The 18,635-nt window shown below is 55.1% G+C and carries 23 protein-coding genes; 10 read left to right on the top strand and 13 right to left on the bottom strand.

Annotated features, from left to right (window positions below; translation table 11 throughout):
- Nucleotides 1-8: 8 nt before the first annotated feature.
- A complete protein-coding gene (locus RTP97_RS02630; protein WP_312410607.1) occupies nt 9-587 on the top strand; it encodes a DedA family protein in 579 nt (192 codons plus the stop codon).
- A 16-nt stretch (nt 588-603) separates the two neighbouring features.
- Here RTP97_RS02630 and RTP97_RS02625 read toward each other — a convergent pair whose 3' ends face one another.
- Nucleotides 604-1,374 carry an SDR family oxidoreductase gene (locus RTP97_RS02625; RefSeq protein ID WP_312410605.1) on the bottom strand — a complete coding sequence of 257 codons (771 nt, stop codon included), beginning with the start codon at nt 1,372-1,374 and terminating at the stop codon, nt 604-606.
- A gap of 83 nt (nt 1,375-1,457) precedes the next feature.
- Here RTP97_RS02625 and yohP point away from each other — a divergent pair, with 83 nt between their 5' ends.
- Nucleotides 1,458-1,637, top strand: coding sequence for a small membrane protein YohP (gene yohP, locus RTP97_RS02620; RefSeq protein ID WP_312410603.1), 180 nt, complete (start codon nt 1,458-1,460; stop codon nt 1,635-1,637).
- Between the two features lie 69 nt (nt 1,638-1,706).
- On the opposite strand, the gene RTP97_RS02615 is transcribed toward yohP, so the two are convergent.
- From RTP97_RS02615 to dusC, 4 genes are all read right to left on the bottom strand, one after another.
- Nucleotides 1,707-2,606 (bottom strand): hypothetical protein, encoded by a 900-nt coding sequence (locus RTP97_RS02615; RefSeq protein ID WP_312410601.1) that lies wholly within the window; start codon nt 2,604-2,606, stop codon nt 1,707-1,709.
- A 73-nt stretch (nt 2,607-2,679) separates the two neighbouring features.
- Nucleotides 2,680-2,832, bottom strand: a complete 153-nt coding sequence (locus tag RTP97_RS02610) for a hypothetical protein (RefSeq protein ID WP_312410598.1) — start codon at nt 2,830-2,832, stop codon at nt 2,680-2,682.
- An 86-nt stretch (nt 2,833-2,918) separates the two neighbouring features.
- Nucleotides 2,919-4,358, bottom strand: coding sequence for a multidrug resistance outer membrane protein MdtQ (gene mdtQ / locus RTP97_RS02605; protein WP_312410595.1), 1,440 nt, complete (start codon nt 4,356-4,358; stop codon nt 2,919-2,921).
- A gap of 139 nt (nt 4,359-4,497) precedes the next feature.
- Nucleotides 4,498-5,451, bottom strand: a complete 954-nt coding sequence (dusC, locus tag RTP97_RS02600) for a tRNA dihydrouridine(16) synthase DusC (RefSeq protein ID WP_312410593.1) — start codon at nt 5,449-5,451, stop codon at nt 4,498-4,500.
- Nucleotides 5,452-5,659: 208 nt separating this feature from the next.
- Between dusC and RTP97_RS02595 the strand changes: the two genes are divergently transcribed.
- The 4 genes from RTP97_RS02595 to sanA all read left to right on the top strand — a co-directional run bounded on the left by RTP97_RS02595 (nt 5,660) and on the right by sanA (nt 8,613).
- Nucleotides 5,660-6,058 carry a CidA/LrgA family protein gene (locus RTP97_RS02595; RefSeq protein WP_312410590.1) on the top strand — a complete coding sequence of 133 codons (399 nt, stop codon included), beginning with the start codon at nt 5,660-5,662 and terminating at the stop codon, nt 6,056-6,058.
- A complete protein-coding gene (locus RTP97_RS02590) occupies nt 6,055-6,750 on the top strand; it encodes a CidB/LrgB family autolysis modulator (protein WP_312410587.1) in 696 nt (231 codons plus the stop codon). Before RTP97_RS02595 ends, RTP97_RS02590 begins: the two co-directional genes overlap by 4 nt.
- 129 nt (nt 6,751-6,879) lie before the next feature.
- Nucleotides 6,880-7,767: a cytidine deaminase gene (cdd, locus tag RTP97_RS02585; RefSeq protein ID WP_312410584.1), complete on the top strand. Its 888-nt coding sequence runs from the start codon at nt 6,880-6,882 to the stop codon at nt 7,765-7,767.
- A gap of 126 nt (nt 7,768-7,893) precedes the next feature.
- The gene (gene sanA / locus RTP97_RS02580; RefSeq protein ID WP_312410580.1) at nt 7,894-8,613 is read left to right on the top strand and encodes an outer membrane permeability protein SanA; all 720 of its coding nucleotides are present in this window, start codon (nt 7,894-7,896) and stop codon (nt 8,611-8,613) included.
- A 3-nt stretch (nt 8,614-8,616) separates the two neighbouring features.
- Here sanA and RTP97_RS02575 read toward each other — a convergent pair whose 3' ends face one another.
- Nucleotides 8,617-9,843 (bottom strand): EAL domain-containing protein, encoded by a 1,227-nt coding sequence (locus RTP97_RS02575; protein WP_312410577.1) that lies wholly within the window; start codon nt 9,841-9,843, stop codon nt 8,617-8,619.
- Between the two features lie 90 nt (nt 9,844-9,933).
- Nucleotides 9,934-10,266 (bottom strand): EmrE family multidrug efflux SMR transporter, encoded by a 333-nt coding sequence (locus tag RTP97_RS02570; RefSeq protein ID WP_312410575.1) that lies wholly within the window; start codon nt 10,264-10,266, stop codon nt 9,934-9,936.
- Nucleotides 10,267-10,379: 113 nt separating this feature from the next.
- Here RTP97_RS02570 and RTP97_RS02565 point away from each other — a divergent pair, with 113 nt between their 5' ends.
- Genes RTP97_RS02565 through RTP97_RS02550 form a run of 4 tightly spaced genes read left to right on the top strand, consistent with a single transcriptional unit; the run spans nt 10,380 to nt 12,333 of the window.
- Complete coding sequence (locus RTP97_RS02565) at nt 10,380-10,577, top strand: hypothetical protein (RefSeq protein WP_042389943.1); 198 nt, start codon at nt 10,380-10,382, stop codon at nt 10,575-10,577.
- A gap of 1 nt (nt 10,578) precedes the next feature.
- On the top strand, nt 10,579-11,346 hold the full coding sequence (locus tag RTP97_RS02560; RefSeq protein WP_312213299.1) for a hypothetical protein: 768 nt from the start codon (nt 10,579-10,581) through the stop codon (nt 11,344-11,346).
- An 18-nt stretch (nt 11,347-11,364) separates the two neighbouring features.
- On the top strand, nt 11,365-11,877 hold the full coding sequence (locus RTP97_RS02555; protein ID WP_312410572.1) for a hypothetical protein: 513 nt from the start codon (nt 11,365-11,367) through the stop codon (nt 11,875-11,877).
- Between the two features lie 9 nt (nt 11,878-11,886).
- Nucleotides 11,887-12,333 (top strand): DUF421 domain-containing protein, encoded by a 447-nt coding sequence (locus RTP97_RS02550; RefSeq protein WP_312410570.1) that lies wholly within the window; start codon nt 11,887-11,889, stop codon nt 12,331-12,333.
- Between the two features lie 139 nt (nt 12,334-12,472).
- On the opposite strand, the gene RTP97_RS02540 is transcribed toward RTP97_RS02550, so the two are convergent.
- The 6 genes from RTP97_RS02540 to galS form a co-directional block, all read right to left on the bottom strand.
- Nucleotides 12,473-12,952: a ferritin-like domain-containing protein gene (locus RTP97_RS02540; protein WP_312410568.1), complete on the bottom strand. Its 480-nt coding sequence runs from the start codon at nt 12,950-12,952 to the stop codon at nt 12,473-12,475.
- A gap of 144 nt (nt 12,953-13,096) precedes the next feature.
- Entirely contained in the window at nt 13,097-13,276 is a 180-nt protein-coding gene (locus RTP97_RS02535) for a general stress protein (RefSeq protein WP_042389732.1), read from the bottom strand.
- A gap of 314 nt (nt 13,277-13,590) precedes the next feature.
- Nucleotides 13,591-14,601, bottom strand: coding sequence for a galactose/methyl galactoside ABC transporter permease MglC (mglC, locus tag RTP97_RS02530; protein ID WP_312213307.1), 1,011 nt, complete (start codon nt 14,599-14,601; stop codon nt 13,591-13,593).
- Nucleotides 14,602-14,616: 15 nt separating this feature from the next.
- Entirely contained in the window at nt 14,617-16,137 is a 1,521-nt protein-coding gene (gene mglA, locus RTP97_RS02525; RefSeq protein ID WP_312410565.1) for a galactose/methyl galactoside ABC transporter ATP-binding protein MglA, read from the bottom strand.
- Between the two features lie 78 nt (nt 16,138-16,215).
- A complete protein-coding gene (gene mglB / locus RTP97_RS02520; protein ID WP_042389726.1) occupies nt 16,216-17,214 on the bottom strand; it encodes a galactose/glucose ABC transporter substrate-binding protein MglB in 999 nt (332 codons plus the stop codon).
- 282 nt (nt 17,215-17,496) lie between these two features.
- The gene (gene galS, locus RTP97_RS02515; protein WP_312410653.1) at nt 17,497-18,537 is read right to left on the bottom strand and encodes an HTH-type transcriptional regulator GalS; all 1,041 of its coding nucleotides are present in this window, start codon (nt 18,535-18,537) and stop codon (nt 17,497-17,499) included.
- Nucleotides 18,538-18,635: the final 98 nt, after the last annotated feature.

Below are 18,635 nucleotides of genomic sequence, written 5' to 3'. Positions count from 1 at the left end.
TAATACGCATGGATATCAACAGCCTGATTGCGCACTACGGCTACGCCGCGCTGGTGGTTGGCAGCGTGGCAGAAGGTGAAACCATCACCCTGCTCGGCGGCGTGGCGGCGCACCAGGGCCTGCTGCGCTTCTGGCTGGTGGTCGCGGCGGTGGCGCTGGGCGGGATGATTGGCGATCAGCTGCTCTACCTGCTTGGCCGCCGTCTGGGGGACCGCGTGCTGCGTCACTTCTCGCGCCATCAGGATAAGATCGATCGCGCTCAGCGGTTGATCAACAAACGTCCCTGGCTGTTCGTGATCGGTACCCGCTTTATGTATGGCTTTCGCATCATCGGCCCGCTGCTGATTGGCTCAAGCGGCCTGCCGCCAAGGGTTTTTCTTCCGCTCAATATTGTGGGCGCTATCGTCTGGGCGCTGATCTTTACTACCCTGGGCTACGTGGGCGGTGAAGTGGTGGGTCCGTGGCTGCACGCTATCGATCAGCACCTGAAGCACTGGATATGGCTGATCCTGGCGATCGTTCTCGCCTTTGTACTGCGGGCAGTGATTAAACGCTGGCTGGCAAAAAACAGGGAGACGGGAGAGTAACCCCTCCCGCCTGCGCTTACTGAGGCTTAAACTGCGGGTTGGCCAGCATAAAGCCGCCGTCTACGATAAACGACTGGCCGGTGGTGTAGCTGGCATCCTCAGAGCTGAGCCAGCCCACCAGGCTGGCAATCTCCTGGGTTCTGCCCGGTCGGGTCAGAGGAATGGTCGGCAGGGAGCCCTCCTGAACATCTTCATCCTTCATGTCGTTCATCGGGGTGGCGATCGCCCCAGGCGCTACCGAGTTCACCAGGATCTTGTGCTGCACCAGCTCCATCGCTATCGACTTGGTCAGGCCGCCGAGGGCGTGCTTGGCGGCGGTGTAGGCGCTGGCATCCGGTAGCGGAGTGTGCTCATGCACGGAGGTGATATTAATAATGCGCCCACCCTCGCCCTGCTCTACCATCTTTCTGGCGGCAATCTGCGCGCACAAAAACGCGCCGTCAACGTCGACGGTAAAGACGGTGCGCCAGTCCTTAAACTCCATCTCCAGAAACGGCGCCTTGCTCATCGCCCCGGCGTTATTAACCAGCACGTCGATACGGCCAAATTTGTCGATCAGGGTCTGGATGGCCTGCGCGCCGTCGGGCAGGTTGCTCAGGTCGAGCTGTACGGTTTCGGCGCGGCGGCCCAGCGCGCTGACGGCCTCGGCGGTGGCTTTTGCCCCCTCGTCGTCCGAGTGCCAGGTGATACCAATATCATACCCCTGCTTAGCCAGCACCAGCGCGCACTGCTTGCCGATGCCTGAATCCGATGCCGTGACGATGGCAACCTTGTTGGTCGTGCCCATAAGAACCTCCATAAAAGAAGTGATAAGGGGAGAACGCGAAAAAGCTGAACAGTAAGTATAGAGAGTTCCCAGCTATCGCAAGGATGCAGGCCATTTTCTCCTTCGACCAGGCAAAACGGCAGATAATTGCCTATGCTTTCAGAGGTATCAGCAAGACGTCACAACAAAAGGACAGGACGATGAAAATTTTACTTTGGGCTATTTTGATTATTTTTCTGATTGGGCTGTTGGTGGTAACCGGCGTGTTTAAGATGATTTTCTAAGCTGTTCGCCTGAACATGGCCCCCGCAAGGGGGCATTCAGAAGAGTTATAGTTAATCGAAGAGTTCATTCTAATTAGTACGAGCCATTAATTTTTGATAGCGATGATACTCTTTTTCAAGAAACATAACCTTTCGCGGCAGCTCATTTAGGTAAAACTGGGGCAATACATAATCACCTGACGACTCAGCAAGTTCTTTTACCAACTGTGCAACAATGACATACAGCGGTATGCTGTGCTCAACTTGAAAACGCCGAAATTCGCGACGCCATATTATCGTAATAAAATAGTCCACATATTTCCTTGCTTCCTTAAAAGGTAAAGTTTGCAATTTTTCCAGCAAAAAGTTAAATACGGGAAGCGCTAATACTTTAATACGTATCGCTTCAGTAAATCTGTCTTTCCCCATTGGTACAGTTGCGTTTGCCAGGCGAGAAAGGATACATGCCACAGGGTTCAATACCCTGACAAAGCCATGGCTCATTGCTGCACCCTGCCGATCGGGCATAACCAAAAAAGGTTCAGTATTGAGTAAGAGCTTGTCACCTGCAAAATCATCGTGTTCGAATCCAGAAGGGCGATCGATAATATCAACTATATTCGCTTCGTTAAGCTGCTCATTCAAAAATTGCCCGTGCGAATTCTCTTTTACTTTTCCAGTATCTTTGTCTATTAGATTGAATACAGCGATAGATGGCGGATTAAATATTTCCTGCAATTTGCTATCAACATTGAATATTTTCGCAATAGCTTCTGCTCCCTCCTTTTTCGCTACATAGTCAACGTCAATTGATGTGATAAACGTCATATCTGGCTGTTCAGGGTAAAAATCCATGTAAGTGGCATACCAATACATAACGGCCTGTCCACCTACGGTTATGACAGGAGAGGGAAGCTGATCTGCATTATCAATCAGACAGCGGTTAAGCATAACCATCTGATTTTCAGGAGGTATCACCATTTTAGCCATAAAAAAGCTCACCTGTTAAGATGAGCTGATTTTAACACTACTTCATCTGGCAAGATGGGATGAGAAGTAGCTTTCAGAAAAAAGAGACGCTACGTCCGCTTTTAGCAGGCACGATACCATCAGGGCGTTGTTGCATCACACGTCCCGATGTCTGGCCGTTACGAACGGCTTCCACACGCTGTTGATACTCACGCTGATGTCTGGCTTTATCTTCTTTGGCTGACATGGTATTCACCAATTAAATGAATTTGTATATGCCTTATAGCTCAAATATACGCCTGTTTGTCCCGCCTCGCAAACCAAGCCAACATATCAACTCTGATGATACCCGCCGCCCAGCGCAGAGGTGAGTTGCAACGTAGCATCCAGCCACTGGCCGTGCAGAGTAATGCCGTTAATCTGCTCCTGAAGCAGCGGTAGCCGACTCTGGCTGACCCGCATGCCGGGAATAATCCCCACCTTAAAACGCGCTTCGGCCAACGCCACAATGCGTCCGGCATCCTGCTCGATCTGCTGCTGGCGTAGATTCTCGTCCGCCAGCGTCTCAACCTGCACTGCCGCTTTCTCTACCTCGTTGACCGCGTCTACCACCGCCTTGTTGTAGCTGGCAACGGAGAGGTTATGCTCCTCTTCGGCAATGTTCAGGCTGGCATTCAGCCGCCCACTGTCGAAAATCGGCAGCGTCAGCCCGCCGGTGACGCCCATCTGCTGCGCAGAGTGGCGGAAGAGATCGCTCAGATGCAGGGCATCCTGCTGAAGAAACGCCATCAGGTTAAGATCCGGGTAGAAAGCGGCCTTCGCCGCCTCCACGCTGCTGAGCGAGGACTCGATGTACCAGTGTGCCGCCTGCAGATCCGGGCGACGGGCCAGCAGCTCGTAGCCCAGCTGCGGCGGCATCTTGCCCTCAACTTTCGGCAGCCCGACCGGCTCCAGATGCAGCGTGGCCGCGCTGCTGTTCGTCAATGCTATCAGACGGGCTTCCATCACCCGCATTTTACCCCGGGCCTCGCTCTGCTGCTGGCGGGTTTTCTCCTTGTCGATGCTGTTTTCAGCATCTGCCACGGAAGAAGTAATGCCCGCCTGATGAAGCTGGCGGTCAGCGGCAACAACCGTCTGCTGGTCACGTTCGATCTCGTCCAGCACCTGACTGATGGCGGCCTCGGTCTGCCACTGCCAGTAGAGGCGTGCCACGCTGGTCGCCAGCAGCTGTCGCGTCTGCTGACGCTCGGCTTCGTGAGCGCGAACGTCGCCAATGCGGGCGGCAACCTCATCGCGGTTTTTGCCCCACAGATCCAGATCCCAGCCGGCAGTTAAGCCGAAAGTGCCGTTGGTATACCAGGGTCCGGTGGTACCGGCAGCGGGATCGGTTATGGCAAACGGCCCCATCAACCCCTCGGCAGACATGCGCTGCCGCTCGACGTCGGCGGAAAAATCAACTTCGGGGCCCTCGTTGGCGGCGACGCGCTGGGCCTGCGCTTCGGCGAGGTGGATCCGCTGCTCCGCAACCTGCATATCCGGGGCGTGGGCCAGGGCGCGTTCAATCAGGGCGTTAAGCTGCGGATCGTGATACGCCTGCCACCACTGGCTCTGTGGCCAGCCCGCGGCCAGCGCCGGAGGTAAGCTATTGCTAGCCGCCGCTGCCGGGGCTTGCTCTTTCAGGGGAACGACGCCGTCATGCATGGGCGCGCACCCGCTGAGGATCAATACCAGCGGGAAGCACGCCGCAGCGGCGATGATAAAGGGACGACTCATAGACACGCTCTGTCAAACCAGGGCGTTGCAGAGTACACACACTTTTATCTGGTTTTTTAGGTAAGCGTGGCAAAACACGGCTGGTCATAAAAAGACACAGCTGGAAAAACATTCATCTTATCAATGAAATAAGATGAATCTATTCTTGCAGAATATGGTTAGCGGCAGCCTCGATGGCCATCGCGATCTCCGCCGACCGCTTCAGGGTACGGATCTGGCTAAACAGGCCGTCGGCTTCCGCATACTCCTTGCGTAAATAGCCCAGCCACTGCTTGATGCGTGCTACGTGATACATCCCGGTATCGCCCTGCTTCTCAAGCTGGCTATACTGCTGGAGCAGGCCAACCACCTCCGGCCAGGGCATACGCGGCGCGTTATATTTGATCACCCGGCTGAGGTTAGGCACGTTCAGCGCACCGCGGCCAATCATCACCGCGTCACAGCCGGTCGCCGCCAGGCAATCCTGCGCACTCTGCCAGTCCCAGATCTCACCGTTGGCAATCACCGGGATGGTCAGCCGCTTACGGATCTCGCCGATCGCCTGCCAGTTGATGCGCTCCGCTTTATAGCCATCCTCTTTGGTGCGGCCGTGGACCACCAGCTCGGTCGCCCCCGCCTGCTGTACGGCATCGGCAATTTCAAACTGCCGCGCACCGCTGTCCCAGCCGAGGCGTATTTTTACGGTCACCGGCAGCGAGGCGGGCACCGCCTCACGCATCGCTTTCGCGCCGCGGTAGATAAGCTCAGGATCTTTGAGCAGCGTCGCCCCGCCGCCGCTGCCGTTCACCAGCTTTGACGGACAGCCGCAGTTGAGATCGACTCCGTACGAGCCAAGCTCCACGGCACGGGCGGCGTTCTCCGCCAGCCACTGCGGATACTGACCCAGCAGTTGGATGCGCACCGGCGTGCCGTTGCGCGTGCGGCTCTGGCGATGCAGCTCCGGACAGATTTTATAGAACGACTTTACCGGCAGCAGCTGATCGACCACGCGCAGAAATTCGGTGATGCAGAGATCGTAATCATTTACCCCGGTCAGCAGCTCGCGCACCAGCGAATCGAGCACGCCTTCCATCGGTGCCAGTAATACACGCATAACGTTACCCGTCAGAAAAGAGGCGCGTATGGTAGCGCCTCTGGCGCATGGGTGAAAGGGGCTTTATCGCCCGGTTTCCGCCTAATCTTGTATGAATGCCTGACGTTCCATTTGGGAATATTTGGTATGCTCACATTTCATGATGTGATCGATAGCACAGTTATCGAATCAATTGTATGATGAATGCGTTTCATCAGAGGCTTTCACCATGTCCAAATCGTTAACCATTGTCTGGCAGTATCTTCGTGCTTTCGCGCTGATCTATGCCTGCCTGTACGCCGGGATCGCTATCTCCGCCCTGCTGCCCATCACCATTCCCGGCAGCATCATCGGCATGCTGATCATGTTCTTCCTGCTGGCGCTGCAAATCCTGCCGGCAAAGTGGGTTAACCCCGGCTGCTACGTGCTGATCCGCTATATGGCGCTGCTGTTTGTGCCTATCGGCGTGGGCGTGATGCAGTACTACGACGTGCTGCGGGCGCAGTTTGGCCCCGTGGTGGTCTCCTGCGCCATCAGCACGCTTGTGGTCTTCCTGGTGGTGAGCTGGAGCTCGCACCTGGTGCACGGCGAGCGCAAGGTGACGGGTGATAAAGGAGCCAAACCGTGATGGAAAATATCTGGTGGTCGCTGCCGCTGACCCTGGCGGTCTTCTTTGCGGCCCGCAAGCTGGCGGCGCGTTTTAAGATGCCGCTGCTCAACCCGCTGCTGGTGGCGATGGTGGTGCTGATCCCCTTCCTGCTGCTGACCGGCATCCCCTATGAGCGCTATTTCGCCGGGAGCAAAATTCTTAACGATCTGCTCCAGCCCGCGGTGGTGGCGCTGGCCTACCCGCTGTATGAGCAGCTGCATCAGATCCGTGCCCGCTGGAAATCGATTATCTCCATCTGCTTTATCGGCAGCGTGGTGGCGATGGTAACTGGCACTACTATTGCCCTGCTGATGGGCGCCACACCGGAGATCGCCGCCTCGGTACTGCCAAAGTCGGTTACCACGCCAATTGCCATGGCGGTAGGCGGCAGCATCGGCGGCATTCCGGCTATCAGCGCGGTCTGCGTGATCTTCGTAGGTATTCTTGGCGCGGTATTTGGCCATACCCTGCTGAATCTAATGCGCATTCGAACCAAAGCGGCGCGCGGCCTGGCGATGGGTACCGCGTCTCACGCGCTGGGCACGGCACGCTGCGCAGAGCTGGATTATCAGGAGGGCGCATTCAGTTCGCTGGCGCTCGTGCTCTGCGGGATTATCACCTCGCTGATTGCTCCCCTGCTCTTTCCGCTGATCCTCGCACTGGTGGGCTAAAATTTGCGATGCGTCGCGCATTTTTAATTTGAATTTCATAAGTTGCATATACAGTGTGATTTAAATCACATATAAAGAGCCTCGCGCTCTTTACACTGGGCTCCCATTACACTGCTATGAGGCAACGCCATGCATTCACGTTTTCACTCGGCTTTCGCTACCCTTGCGGAGGATCTGCAATCTGCTTTAGCACCCCTTCTTGCGGATGACCATTTTCCCGCCATGCTGAGCGCAGAGCAGGTGAAGGCGCTGACAAGCGCCACGGGGCTGGATGAAGACGCGCTGGCCTTTGCGCTCCTGCCGCTGGCTGCCGCCTGCGCCCGGGCCGATCTCTCGCATTTTAACGTCGGCGCTATCGCCCGCGGGGTGAGCGGCACGTGGTACTTCGGCGGCAACATGGAGTTTCTTGGCTCCACCATGCAGCAGACCGTTCACGCCGAGCAGAGCGCCATCAGCCATGCCTGGCTGCGGGGCGAAAAATCCCTGGTCGCCATCACCGTTAACTACACCCCCTGCGGCCACTGCCGCCAGTTTATGAACGAGCTGAACAGCGGCCTCGACCTGCGTATTGCTCTCCCCGGCCGCGATCCGCATACGCTGGCGGATTACCTGCCCGACGCCTTTGGTCCCAAAGATCTTGAGATTAATACCCTGCTGATGGATGACGAGGATCACGCCTTCCCGGTAGAGGGAGAGGCGCTGGTCAAAGCGGCCATCACCGCCGCCAACCAGAGCCACGCGCCTTACAGCAACGCCCCCTCCGGCGTCGCCATCGAGTTGAGCAACGGGCAGATTTTCGCCGGGCGCTATGCGGAAAATGCGGCTTTCAACCCGTCCCTGCCGCCGTTACAGGGGGCGCTCAATCTGCTGAGCCTGAACGGCTATGACTATCCGGATATGCGCCGTGCCGTTCTGGCCGAGCGCCCGGACGCGCCACTCACCCAGTGGGACGCGACCTCCGCCACGCTGAGAGCGCTGGGCTGCCGCTACGTTGAGCGTGTGGCACTGCCAGCCTGAGCTGGCGGCAATAACACAATGAAATGATTGTGATGAAAATCCCCGCAGTTGAATCGCTGATTCTTGCGCTTCCTCTGCGGGTACAGTAGCCTGAATGAAATTTCATCTCTGCATCGAGCTATCTGCATGTTAAAGCGTTTGTTATACAGCCTGTTAGTCATCATCGGCTTGCTGCTGTTAACCGCGCTTGGTCTCGACCGCTGGATGAGCTGGAAAACCTCGCCGTGGATCTACGACGATTTGCAAGATCTGCCCTACCGCCAGGTTGGGGTCGTACTGGGTACCGCCAAGTATTACCGCACCGGCGTCATTAATCAGTACTATCGTTACCGCATTCAGGGAGCGCTGAACGCCTACAACAGCGGCAAGGTGAACTACCTGCTGCTGAGCGGCGACAATGCCCTGCAGAGCTATAACGAGCCGGTAACCATGCGTAAGGATCTGATTGCCGCCGGGGTTGACCCGCAGGATATCGTGCTCGATTACGCGGGCTTTCGCACCCTGGACTCCATTGTGCGTACGCGTAAGGTCTTCGACGCCAACGACTTTATTATCATCACCCAGCGTTTCCACTGCGAGCGTGCGCTGTTCATTGCCCTGCATCGGGGCATACAGGCCCAGTGCTACGCCGTGCCCTCGCCGAAAGATATGCTGACCGTGCGGGTACGGGAGTTTGGCGCTCGCCTTGGCGCGCTGGCGGATCTCTATATCTTCAAACGCGAGCCGCGCTTCCTTGGCCCGCTGCTGCCTATCTCGTCGTTGCAGGACGTACCGGACGATGCCCAGGGCTACCCGGCGGTGACGCCGGAGCAGCTGATGGATATCCAACCGAAAGCGAAAAAGTAGTGCTCAGAAGGCGATATTATCCGCCCAAGCGGTGGCGCGCTTCATGGTCTCTATCACCGTTTCAGGCGTCAGGCCGAGGCTTTTTGCTACCCTGTTAACCTCTTCCCAGCGCTGCTGTTCATAGAGGCGGGCCAGATCCAGGAACGGATAGAGTACCCCCTCATCCTCGGTCAGGGCTTGCATTACCCGCTCCGACAGCGCGATCTGCTTAACCAGATCCTCCAGCGCGATGCCGAGAATAGCATCCAGCAGTGAAAACAGACCGCAGAAGAAAGCGTCATGGGAGAGCGACTCTCGCCCCGCCGCTTTGGCAAGCAGCTCGCAGAACATGCCCCGCACCAGGCTCATATGGTATAGCTCGGTGGTTTTCACGTTGGCGATGCTGGTCAGACAGGAGATCGAAACAAAACGGCGCAGCTCGTTAAAGCCAAGATAGAGCAGCGTATCCTTGAGGGTGCTGTTCTTCACCATCTCAATGCCGCGGGTGTTATAGACCACGTTGCGGGCGTAGCGCATCAAGGTGTAGGAGAGGCTAATGTCGCTCTTCAGATAGTTTTCGATTTTTGCCAGGTCAGGATTCTCTGCGTTGACCTCAGCGATAAGCTGTATCTGCAAAACCTTATTCTGCGATAGCCGCCTGTTTTGCAGCACCTCGGGCTTGCTGTAGAAGTAGCCCTGAAAGAGATCGAAGCCAAACTCTCTGTATTGATCGAACTCCTCCTGAGTCTCGACCTTTTCGGCCAGCAGGGTAACTTTGCCCAGGCGATCGCGGTTTTGTGTGATATAGCGCGCTATCTCTTCAAAACGTTGCGCCCGGATATCAAATTTAACAATGCTGATGTAGGGAAAAAAGCGTTCCCACTCGCTTTTGAGAGCAAAGTCGTCGAGGGCGATCTGGAAGCCGCCAGCATAGAGGCGCCGCACGGCGGCCAGCAGAGCGTCATCCGGCGTCGCCGTCTCGAGGATCTCAATCACTACCTTGTCATGAGGCAGCGCATCGGCGAAGCCCTGCACAATCATCTCGCCGGGAAAGTTGATGTAGCAGGTGTGCTTGCCCACCAGCGACGGCAGCGGCGTAGAGAAGAAGAGATCGGAGATAATTTGCCGGGTCGCATACTCAGACGAGACGTCTGGAAACCGGTTGGTCAGCCCGTCACGAAACAGCAGCTCCCAGCCAACGGTCGCCATGTTTTTGTCAAAAATGGGTTGTCTCGCAACAAATGAGTACATACTCCTCTCCATGGCATATGTCGGCGGCAAAACTTAACTATAGCTAAAACCACCCTGAGATCGAGCGCTCAGGCCGCGCTAGCTCACACTTTAGTGCGTAACGCTTTTAGAAAAAAGGTTGATGACCAGTACTCCGGCACAAATTAGCGCCATCCCGCCAATGGCGGGCAGGTCCAGCTTCTGGCCGCTGAAGATCCACCCTGCGGCACTAATCAGTACAATACCGACTCCGGACCAGATGGCATAGGCAATGCCGGTAGGAATGTACTGTATCGTCTGGGACAGAAACCAGAACGCTACCGCATAGCAGCCCAGCGTTGCCGCCGTCGGCCAGAGTTTGGTGAACCCCTCCGAATAGCGCATCAGCGTTGTGCCAATCACCTCTGCCACAATGGCGATCCCCAGATGAACATAAGCGTGCATAAACCCTCCTCCTTTGAATCAATTTGTAAAATATGCCACCTGCCGTTACATCTCGCTACTTTTAAACCTCCCCCGTAGGGCATCTATACTGTTACTGACACAGGAGGTTATTCATTGTGAGAATTCTACGCTATCTATTCACCAGTCCGGAAAAGCTGCTCCAGGTAACCGATCACCGTGACGTTCAGGAATCTATCGACGACGGAGAGCGGATCATTATTGATGAGGACGGCAGGGCGCGGGTTAACGTACGCAGCCAGGCCGTGAAGGAGGATTTTATCCGCCATGTCGATGCGCTAAAGAGGGCATAAAATGGCGACAGCAATATTTATGGTATTGATGGTTTCCGGCTACTGGTACACCAGCCGCGATCTCTCGACCCGTTTCAAACTGCGGCGCTCCTTTGGCTGGGACGTCTACTTTCTGGTGGCCCTTTACGGCTGCATCTTTATGCTACAGGGGATCATTGCTACCGCGCTGGTATGGCTGCTGCTGCTGTTCTCATCCATGGGCATGGATGCGCTGCCGCAGTGGTTTGGTTATGAAGAGCACCGTCTACAGGTGACCTTCATGAACTGGAGCTTCCTCGGCATCCAGGCGCCGGTAGTGATCATGCTGGCCTTTGCCACGCTCTTTTGCCTTTACCGCTCCAACTGGGCGGGCAGCGCTCGCCTCGACAGCAACAGCCGTCGCCAGCTGTATAAGTTTCTGACGCGTGGCAACGGCGTCGAGGGGCTGCTCTATCAGTGTATGGAGACAGGCCAGCTGGCGTGGATCACGTTGAAGTCGCAGCGGGTCTATATCGGTATGATCCATGGCGCAACGCTTGACGATACCGAAGTCAGAAATATTGAGCTGATCCCGATGCTGAGCGGCCACCGGGACCGTCACTCCCACCAGCTCAATATTGAGAACAACTATAGCGCCTGGTATGCCAAGCATAATATTAACCTCGACACCGAGCCGCAGTCGGCGCTGGATTTTCGCAAGGTCATCCTGCTGGATGAGGTTGAGAGCCTGTCGCTGTTCGATCCGGCGCAGGTCATGGCGATGGGTATTAAAGAAGAGCCGCAGGCGTAACCTCAACAGGAAGGCCCTATGCGTAAAACGTCCCCGCCCGATCAGAATCCGCCTCCGGTGCGGGAGAAGCATGTCTGGTTAAGCTTCGAAGCCAACATACGCCGTATCGGCTTTTTTGTGCTGCTTTTCATTGTGCTGGCCGCCCTAAGCGGTCTCTTCTCCCGGGGCCACTTTAGCCACGTTGAACGCAGCAGCGCCGACAATACGCTGACCCTGAGCTATGAGCGGTTTAATCGCCAGCAGAGCGATGTCGATATGGAGATTTCAACTACGGCAGCCGCTGGCGACACCCTTACTCTTACTCTCGGCGGTGACTTTATGCAGGCGTTTAAGATCGCTACGCTCCAGCCGCAGCCGGATAAAACCTGGAGCGAGGGCAGCAGTCTGGTACTGGAGTACAAACGTAGCAACCTGCCCTCCGGCGGAAAAGTGTGGCTGGGCCTGCTTCCACAGCAGCCCGGCAGCAGCACGAGCACCGTCACCATCAACAACGGCCCGGCCCTCTCTTTCTGGCAGTTTACCTATCCTTAGGAGCGCAATATGGAAATGGTTCTCAGAGCGTTGGCTATCTACCTGGTGTTAATGGTGGTGTTTAAGATTGCTGGACGGCGGGCGCTGATGCAGATGACTTCATTCGATCTGATCCTGCTGCTGATTATCAGCGAGGCGACGCAGCAGGCGCTGCTGGGCAATGACTTTTCCGTTACCGGCGCTGCGCTTACCATTATTACGCTGGTGGTAGTGGATATGCTGTTTGGTTACCTGAAGCGGTATCTGCCGGGTGTTGAAGCGACCATCGACGGCACGCCGGTGATCCTCGTGGAGAATGGACGACTGCTTGAGAAGAAGATGAAACAGGCTGACATCTCCTATGACGATATCATGGCTTTTGCCCGTAACGGCCAGGGGATCGATAAGCTAGCGGATATCAAATACGCCATTCTGGAACAGAACGGCCATATCTCTATCATTCCAGCCAATAAATAAAAAAACCGGCCAGCAGGGCTGACCGGTTCTCTATAAGCCTGAGCTACTTTTTCTCAGGCTTTTTGTCACCGGACTCCGGCGACTCGGAAGGATCGTCTTTTTCAACGTTCAGGGAGTAATCAATACGCATAACGCCTCCTTATTTTTTGCCTTCGGCGATACCGGTGAGTTTCACATCGGTCTGTTTCTCTTCGTTCAGCGTCTCTTCCAGCAGCTTAGCCGCCTCTTTGTAGCCCAGCTTCAGGGCGAGGGTACGCAGCGTACCGTAAGAGGCGATCTCGTAGTGCTCGACTTTTTGCGCCGCACCAATCAAACCCTCGTCGCGCAGTTCACCTGCTTCAATGGACTCGATAATCTCCTGGGCCTCTTCCACCAGACCCTCAAGGGCGTGGCATTTCATGCGACGAATACGTAGGCCTTCGGTTACTTCAACAATTTGGTCGAGTCGCTCAATCTGTCCGTTAGTCTCTTCCAAATGAGTTTTAAAAGCGGCAATCAATTGTTCTGAGGTCGCTGCACGTGCCAGTTTTGGCAGCGCACGCGCTATTTGTTTCTCGGCGCTGTATATGTCTGACAGTTCATGAATAAAGAGATCTTCAAGTGTTTTTACCGTTGGCATAATTAATTCCTCTTTAGGTCGCCGGGATGGATCCTTAATTAAGTGTGGCAATCCTGTAAAGATAATTACAGGATTGCCACCGACAGTCAGTAGATATTTATTTAATCGGTTGCAAATTAATTAAATAATCTCTATGTGCTACGGTCAGGAGGAACGACCGCCGCTGTGACTGTTTTGTCCGCCTTTCTTACCTGCTTCAGAAGCGCGCTGCGGGTCGTTTTTGAAGTTCCCGCCGCTCTGCTGCCCGCCTTTACGGCCTGCTTCAGATGCACGCTGTTTATCTTCTGCAAAGTTTCCTGAACCGCCACGATGTTGTTGGGCCATAATATACTCCTTCCACATACAGTTTTGGTTAAAAATAGAGGGAAGTCATTCCCCCGTCAGGCATGTTTAACTGTAGCCATAATTCCCCCGCCTTCAAGTCAAAAATCCATGGAAATATCGCCAGCGAAGCATACCAGGAGCATTCCGAGAGGAATAATTTTTCCTTATAATGATAAATCAAGCAGATAGCAGAATATATATATCAGCGAAGCGGTAAATATATTCTCTCGGCTAAATATTGCAAAATATGTCTGCCCGTAATAAAAAAGCCCACCAATGAGGCGGGCTTTGATAAGCAGGCGAAAAATATAGGGTTATTTTTTACGCGCGTACTTCAGCGAGTCCAGCGCCACGGCGAAGATAATGATCCCACCCTTGATGATGTACTGCCAGTACGGGTTAACGCCGATATAGGTCAGACCGTAGTTGATAACGGTAAAGATGATTACCCCGGTCACTACCCCGAGCACCGTACCGACGCCGCCGCTAAAGGAGACCCCGCCTACCACGCAGGCGGCGATGGCATCCAACTCGTACATAAAGCCGAGGTTGTTAGTCGCCGAGCCGATACGGCCCGCTTCGAGCATCCCGCCGAAGGCATAGAAGACGCCGGACAGGGCATAGATCATCAGCAGGTTCAGCGCCACGTTAACGCCGGAGACCTTTGCCGCTTCCGGGTTGCCACCGATAGCGAAGATATTTTTGCCGAAGCGCGTCTTGTTCCACAGGATCCAGACAAAGGCCACGGCAATCAGCGCGTAGAAGGTGATGTAGGAGAGGCGGAAGCTGCCCAGCGCGACAAACCCCTGGGTAAAGGTTGAGAAGCCGCTGTCGAAGCCGGAGATCGGCGATGCGCCCACGAAGTCATAGTAGAGGGAGTTGATACCGTAGACGATGATCATCGTACCCAGGGTGGTGATAAACGGCGTCACGTTCAGATAGGCGATGATAATGCCGTTCACCAGACCAATGATCGCACCAATTACGCAGACGATAGCGATAACCGCGATAATCGGCATGGTGGCCATCTCAGGGAACACCTTGTTGGCGTTCTCCATCGACTGGAGCAGCGTTGCCGCGACAACTGCCGCGAGGCCAACCTGGCGTCCGGCAGAGAGGTCGGTCCCCTGGGTGACGATCAGCCCCGCCACGCCCAGCGCAATAATAATACGCACCGAGGACTGGGTCAGAATGTTACTGAGGTTCAGCAGGCTCAGGAACGTGGGATCCTGGAAGATAATAATGGCCAGCAACACTAAAAGAACGACGTAGAGACCGCCCTCTTTCAGGTAAGTGAGAAAACTCTTTTTATTTAGCGCACTCATGAGAAGCCCCTGATCTTAAAGGTGCAAAGACGCAAGACGTAAAATTTCGTTTTGCGTTGTCGTTTTAGTGTCAACAATTCCGGCAACGAGGCCATTGCTCATAACCAAAATACGGTCGGTGATACCCAGCAGCTCTGGCATTTCAGAGGAGATGATAATGATCCCCTTCTCCTTCTTCGCCAGCTCAGCTATCAGCTGGTAGATCTCAAATTTTGCCCCCACGTCGATACCGCGCGTCGGCTCATCCAGCATCAGGATCTCCGGCTGGGTCAACAGCCAGCGGCCGATGATGACCTTCTGCTGGTTGCCGCCGGAGAGAGAGCCAATCTGCGTGCGGTGGCCCGGCGTTTTGACGCGCATTGAATCGATCACCCACTGGGTGTCGCTCTTCATGCGGCTGTTATCCAGCAGGCCAACTTTATTTTTGTAGTTCTGGATGTTGGAGATAAGGGAGTTAAAACCGATATCCAGATAGGCGTAGATCCCCGTCGAGCGACGCTCTTCGGTTACCAGCGCAAAGCCGTTGTTAATCGCTTCGTGGGCGGTATGGTTATTGATGGTTTTCCCGTGCAGGGTGATAGTGCCGCCCGACTTTTCGCGGATGCCAAACAGGGTCTCCACGATATCGGTACGCTTGGCCCCCACCAGCCCGGCGATGCCGAGAATTTCACCCTTGTGCAGGTCAAAGGAGACGTCGCGAATAGAGGGCTGGCGCAGGGAGGTCAGGTTGCGCACCTCCATGATCGTCTCTCCCGGCGTATTCTGCTTGTCCGGGAAACGCTGGTTCAGCGAGCGGCCTACCATCATGGCGATGATTTTGTCCATATCCAGCCCTTCCAGCGGCTGGGTGGCAATCCACTGGCCGTCGCGCAGGATGGTGATCTCGTCGCAAAGCTGGAAGATCTCCTCCATTTTGTGCGAGATATAGACGATACCGCAGCCGCGCTCTTTCAGCTTACGGATAATTTTAAACAGATGGTTGACCTCTTTTTCGGTCAGCGAGGAGGTCGGCTCATCCATGATGACGATTTTGGCATCATAGGAGAACGCCTTCGCAATTTCGATCATCTGCATTTGCGAAACGGAGAGGGTTCCCACGCGGGCGCGCGGATCGATATCGATATCCAGCTCGTCGAAAATCGCTTTGGTGTCGCGGTACATTTTATCCTGATCGACAAACACGCCTTTGGTGGGGTAACGCCCCAGCCACATGTTGTCCATCACCGACCGCTGCAGCACCAGGTTAAGCTCCTGATGCACCATAGAAATACCGTTTTCCAACGCCTCTTTAGTCGAATGAAAATCGATCTCTTTGCCCTGGAATAGAATGCTGCCGGAATCTTTTTGATAGATCCCAAAAAGGCATTTTAATAGCGTTGATTTCCCTGCGCCGTTTTCACCCATCAGGGCGTGAATGGAGTGCGGACGCACTTTTAAATTAACGTTATCGAGTGCCTTAACGCCGGGAAATGACTTGTTGATGCCGCTCATTTCCAACAAGAATTCACCTGACGACTGAGTAGTATCGCTGACCATAATTATACCTTGTTGGCCTCGCACATCGCGTTATAAAAGGGCGCATCAAGATGCGCCCAGTGAAAGCAGAACAATGAATTATTTATTGCTGAACTCAGAGAGGTTCTCTTTATCCACGCCTACGTATGGGATACGGACGATTTTCTGTTCCAGCTTCCAGTTGGTGCCGTCAGCTGCGCCTTTGCCGTCGGCGAGGTTTTTCGCCAGATCAAAGGTGGCTTTCGCCTGGTTGTTGGCATCGTTCAGAACGGTACCGGCCAGCGCACCGGATTTCACCAGCGCCAGCGCTTCTGGCAGGGCGTCAACGCCGAATACCGGAATAGAGGATTTGTTGTGTGCCTTCAGGGCTTCTACCGCACCCATCGCCATGGCATCGTTGTTCGCGATAACCACTTCGATTTTGTTGGCGTTCGGGCCAGAGAGCCATGCATCCATCTTATCTTTCGCCATCGCGGTATCCCACATGGCGGTATCGAGCTGCAGCTGTTGGGTTTTCACACCCTTGTCGTTCAGCTCTTTGATGACATAGGTAGTACGCGCTTCAGCATCCGGGTGGCCCGGCTCGCCTTTCAGCAGTACGAACTGGATCTGGCCATCTTTGTTCAGGTCCCAGGTCGGGTTCGCCGCCCAGTGTTTAGCGATCAGGTCGCCCTGAATAATGCCGGACTCTTTTGAGTCGGTACCGACATAGTAGGCTTTGTCATAGCTATCCAGCGCCTTGCGGGATGGCTCTTTGTTGAAGAAGACGATCGGCACGTTCTGGCCGCGCGCTTTCTCGATAACCGTACCTGCGGCCGCCGGGTCAACCAGGTTAATCGCCAGCGCTTTAACGCCCTTCGCCAGCAGAACGTCGATCTGGTCATTCTGTTTTGACTGGTCGTTCTGCGAGTCGTTCATCAGCAGCTGAACGTCCGGCGTCTCTTTCGCATCTTTCTCAATTGCTTTACGCACAACCGACATAAAGTTGTCGTCATATTTATAAATGGTCACGCCAATGCGGGTATCTGCCGCATGTGCTGCCGCGCCAAAAAGCATGCTTGCCATTACGGCAGACAGAGTTAAAACCTTCTTATTCATGGTATCTCCGGTTTATGCAGGGTAGTTCTTGTGAATAAAGATCGGCGGGCAGCAGAATAGTGAAACGTTACTGTCGCCGAAGGTCACTCTAAAAATTGGGTCTTCCGTGTACGGTAACGCTCCAGAAAAGCTTTATTGATTGTCCATTGCGAAGCATCCTGTCTGACCGAACGGCCTGTATTACATGATGTTTCAGGCTCTGGAACGCTGACATCATAGTCAGCGCATTGTTAAGATACTGTGAATTTACTCACAGATTGAAAACGGTTACATACAGCTATGTTATAAGTTAGTGATCGGAGCCACAGTTTGCCGCAGCGCCACTGAATGACGACGCACCAGGGTCGGCATAAAGCAGTGGGTGACGGACAGATCCTGCGTCCCTGCCGCCCCCTGTAACGCCAGCTCGGTAGCCAGCCGGGCCATGGATGCGATGGGATAACGCACCGTTGTCAGCTGCGGATCGGTATAGCGAGCAATAGGGATATCATCGAAACCAATAAGGGACAGATGCTGCGGTACGGCGATGCCGTTATCCTTCAGCGCCGTCAGCGCCCCGGCGGCCATGCTGTCGTTATAGGCGAAGACGGCGGTGAGGTGCAGATTCCGGCCAAGCAGTTCAACCATCGCCGCCTCCCCACCCTGCATATCCGGCGCGCCTACCCCGACCCAGCCATCAGGTGCGTTGATACCCTGCTCGGCCAGCGCCTGACGCCAGCCCTGCTGACGCAGATCGTTATCTTCGATACGGTGGCTGGAGCCAAGGTAGCCCACGCGCTGGTGCCCCTGAGCAAGCAGCATCCGGGTGGCCATCACCGCCCCGCTGACGTTATCCAACGCAACGCAGCGGTGGGCGTAGCCGGGAACCACACGGTTGATCAGCACCATGCCGGGGATCTGCTCCATAAAGCCGGCCAGCTCCTCATCGCTTAAGGCTTTGGAGTGGACAATCAGGGCGTTACAGCGCTGGCGGATGAGGATCTCGATAGCGTGACGCTCTTTTTCCGCTTCATGATAGCTGTTGCCGATCAGGAGATACTTCTGGTGCTGCTGGGCCACGGTGTCCACCGCCTTAACCAGCGCGCCAAAGAAGGCGTCGGAGACGTCCATCACCACCACGCCAATGGTATCGCTGACCTGGGTCGCCAGCGCCTGGGCGTTGGCATTCGGACGATAGCCCAGCTGTGCCACCGCCTTCATCACCGCTTCACGGGTGTCAGGGCTGACCATCGCGCTATTGTTAAGCACGCGGGAGACCGTGGCGACGGAGACGCCCGCACGACGGGCTACGTCACGAATGGTAATCATGCCCGGCCTCCTGATTGAGATTGCAGCAGCTCACAGTTTCCCCCCTGGGTTTAGCAAGAGCGCTATTCTGGCAGGGGGAGCGGAGCCGCTACGTGAGGAAGGTCACAGCACTG

The sequence above is a fragment of the Pseudescherichia sp. genome (genome assembly GCF_031998825.1).
In the GTDB taxonomy this organism is placed as follows: domain Bacteria; phylum Pseudomonadota; class Gammaproteobacteria; order Enterobacterales; family Enterobacteriaceae; genus Pseudescherichia.
Note: the sequence above shows the minus strand (reverse complement) of the source record. Positions and strands in the feature narration are given on the sequence as shown.